Origin of the sequence: Micromonospora sp. NPDC005220, from assembly GCF_040607895.1 — a bacterium.
Classification (GTDB): domain Bacteria; phylum Actinomycetota; class Actinomycetes; order Mycobacteriales; family Micromonosporaceae; genus Micromonospora.
Map to the genome: position 1 here is coordinate 1 of NZ_JBEXHP010000218.1, position 3611 is coordinate 3611.

At 71.0% G+C, this 3611-nt stretch carries 2 protein-coding genes; both read right to left on the reverse strand.

Going from position 1 to position 3611, the window contains the following annotated elements:
* Nucleotides 1-63: 63 nt before the first annotated feature.
* Nucleotides 64-1068 carry a serine hydrolase gene (locus ABZU52_RS32120; RefSeq protein ID WP_354974670.1) on the reverse strand — a complete coding sequence of 335 codons (1005 nt, stop codon included), beginning with the start codon at nucleotides 1066-1068 and terminating at the stop codon, nucleotides 64-66.
* Between the two features lie 243 nt (nucleotides 1069-1311).
* A complete protein-coding gene (locus ABZU52_RS32125; protein ID WP_354974671.1) occupies nucleotides 1312-2496 on the reverse strand; it encodes a zinc-dependent alcohol dehydrogenase in 1185 nt (394 codons plus the stop codon).
* Nucleotides 2497-3611: the final 1115 nt, after the last annotated feature.

Below are 3611 nucleotides of genomic sequence, written 5' to 3' on the forward strand. Positions count from 1 at the left end.
GTCACCTCCCCAACCCCCCCGCCGGGGCGTCCGCCCCCCGCGCCCCCCGACCCGGGACGGTCTCTAGCCGCCGTTGCTGGGACGTCGGGCGGTGATCCGGAACGTCTTGCCCACGCCCGCGATCCGGTCCACGGCGGCCAGGAAATTGGGGCCCATGGCGGCCCGCGCCTGCACCGCCGGATGGGTCGCGCCGAAGTCGTCCGGGTTGGCCTGCCCGTCGGCGAAGAGGGCGTAGGTGAGCACCGCCGCGCCGGAGCGGTCGAAGATCACCCCGGCCTCGTGCCGGGCGTCGGCGTACCAGCCGGCCTTGGTGGCGATCCGGGCCCGCTCGTCGGAGGACATCGTCCGCTGGATGCCGTCGGTGAACGCCACCGGGGCGCGCAGGACGCCCAGCAGGTACGCCGTCGAGGCGGGGGAGAGCAGCGTGCCCGCGACCAGGGCACGCAGCAGGTCGTGCGTCTCCCGGGGGGTGCTGGTGCCGAGGAAGAACCGGTTCGGGTTGGCCACCGGCTGGACCTGGGTGTTCGGGAAGCCCTTGGCGACCAGGATGGAGTTGATCTCGGCGGCCGGGGCGACCAGCCCGCACAACCGCACCGCCGTGTCGTCCGAGACGGTCAACAGGTTCGCCAGCACATGCCCGAGGGTCACCAGGCTCGGGTACGCGCCGTCCAGGCTGAAGATGCCGTCACCGCCCGGTACCACGATCGCCGCGCTTACCTCGACCTGCTGGTCCAGGGTGAGCAGCCCCCGGTCGACCTTGTCCAGCACCGCAGTGGCGACGGCGATCTTGTTGACGCTGTACGCCTCGATCCGCCGGTCCGCGTCGGCCTGCACCGCGACCACCGGCGTACCGGCCGGGTCGGCGACGCTGACGTACGCCTGCCAGTTGCCGCCGGCCTCAACGCTGTGCTTGGTGAAGACGGCGGCGACCCGACGGGCGGCCCGGGCGGGGGTGGTCGGCGACACCTTGGTGGTGTCGGCGGCGCTCGCCGTGCCGGCGGCGCCCAGCACTGTGCCGGCGGTGGCCACCGTGCCCAAGCCGAGTGCCGTTCTGCGGTTCAGTCGCATGGTGAATCGTCTCCCCGATCGTGTTGCGCCAGCGCGCTTGCTGGCCCACCACCCTAGGCGAGTTGATCGATGCACGATGCCCCCGAATCGTCCCCCGAACAGTGCAGCCGAGCCGTCGGCGCAGCGCGGCGATCGTCCGTCCACTCAGGCCGGCCAGCCGCATCAACGCCCGACGAGTACCACCTGGTCGAAGACCCCCGGCAGCCCGCGATCACGACCACCCGGCTCACGGCACTCTCGCACTCACGGTTCGAGCACGACCTTGATGCAGCCGTCCTCCTTCTTCTGGAACATTTCGTACGCCTGCGGCGCCCGGGCCAGCGGCACCCGGTGGGTACGCAGGTCCTCCACGCCCAGCGGGTCGTCGTCATCGGCGAGCAGTGGCAGGATCTCGTCGGTCCACCGGCGCACGTGACACTGCCCCATCCGCAGCTGAACACCCCGGTCGAACATCTCCATCAGCGGCATCGGGTCGGCCTCGCCGCCGTACACCCCGGAGATCGACACGGTGCCGCCACGGCGGACCCCCTTGACCGCGGCGTGCAGGACGGAGAGCCGGTCCACGCCAGCCCGGTCGGTCATCGTCTGGGCCAGCTTGTCCGGCAACAGCCCGGCGGCGGTCTGGGCCAACTTCCCCGCCGGCGAACCATGCGCCTCCATCCCGACCGCGTCGATCACCGCGTCCGGGCCGCGCCCGTCAACCAGGTCGATCAACGCACCAGGTACGTCGGACAGCTGGCTCACGTCGAGCACCTCGATGCCGTGTCGGCGGGCCAGTTCCAGCCGCTCGGGCACCAGGTCCAGCCCGATCACCCGGCCCGCGCCGAGGTGGCGGCCGATCCGCGCGCAGAACTGCCCGACCGGGCCCAACCCGAAGACGGCCAGGGTGCCGCCCGGCGGGGTGTCCGCGTACTTCACCGCCTGCCAGGCGGTGGGCAGAATGTCGGACAGGTAGAGGTACCGCTCGTCCGCGCCGGTCTGCGGGATCTTGATCGGCCCGAAGTGGGCCTGCGGGACGCGCAGATACTCGGCCTGCCCGCCCGGCACCGAACCGTAGAGAGAGGTGTAGCCGAACAGGGCAGCGCCCTTGCCCTCGCTGCTGACGTGGGTGGTCTCACACTGGGCGTAGAGCTGACGCCGGCACATCCAGCAACTGCCGCAGGCGATGTTGAACGGCACCACCACCCGGTCGCCCGGCTTGAGCCCGGTCACCTCCGACCCGACCTCCTCGACGATGCCCATCGGCTCGTGGCCCAGCACGTCACCCGGCTTCAGGTACGGCCCGAGCACCTCGTACAGGTGCAGGTCGGACCCGCAGATCGCGGTCGAGGTGATCTTCACGATCGCATCGGTCGGCTCCTCGATCCGGGGATCCGGGACCTCCTCGACCCGTACGTCCTGCTTGCCCTGCCAGGTCAACGCCTTCATGTCCCTCGTCCCCTCTTCGTCACCGTCTCGAAGGACTGCTACCCGGGCGCGGGCACTTGAACCGAACGTGGGTCCCGGGCTTGCCTCGCGCCCTCGTCTCGGGCTGCTCTTCCTGGTCGGTGGTTGCGTCTTCCTGGTCGGTGGTTGCGGCTTCCTGGTGGGTGGTTGCGGCTTCCTGGTCGGTGGTTGCGCTGGGGGGCTGGGGGCGACCGTCCCCGGCTTCGGGCGGTCAGGCTTGATCCCTACGCCGGGGACGGTCGCCCCCAGCCCTGTGGGCGGCCCGGGTCCGCGCGCAACCTGGGCTGGCCGGTGGCTCAAGCTCCGATCTGCCCGGCTCGACCCATTTATCGTGCTGATGCGGGGGTCTGTAGAGCGACGCCTGCTTTGATCCACTCGCGTTCCTTGAAGTCGCGGTATCCGAGGGCGTCCGACAGGCCGACTTCCTGAAACCCGAGTGGATCACGCAGAGAGCGGGCGCACCCGACGAAGCAGAGCCCCACCAATTCATGACAGGAGGGGCCGAGGCGCAGTGGAGGGCCGCAGGGGAACGCCGGTAGGTTCCGCGACCTCGCCGGAGAGCCGGCAACGTAGATCTTGGACACTTTCCGTTCCCGCGTAACGGAAAGTGTCCAAGATCTACGTCGGGTCGGATCTTCGTGTCGACGACACAACCTGAGCGAAGGTCCGCTGGCCGCGGCGAGGTGGGCCGGGCGGCTCCTGGCCAGGCGAGGGCTGGCGCAGGCGGGTCGGTCAGGCTGGGGTGAGTCGACGTGGGCTGGGTCGACGTGGGCTGAGTTTCACCAGGACGTCGGCGGTCGAGGGCTGACGGCGTACACGAGGAGGAGCGCGACCGGCGGACGGCCCGCAGTCTAGGTCCGCGACGGGCGGACGGCCCGCAGTCTAGGTCCGCGACGGGCGGACGGGCCGCTGTCAAGGTCCGCGACGGGCGGACGGGCCGCTGTCAAGGTCCGCGACGGGCGGACGGCCCGCTGTCAAGGTCCGCGACGGGCGGACGGCCCGCAGTCAAGGTCCGCGACGGGCGGACCGGACCGGGACCAAGGTCAGGGCTGGGGCGACCGTCCCCGGCGGAGGGATCAAGCCTGACCGCCCGGAGC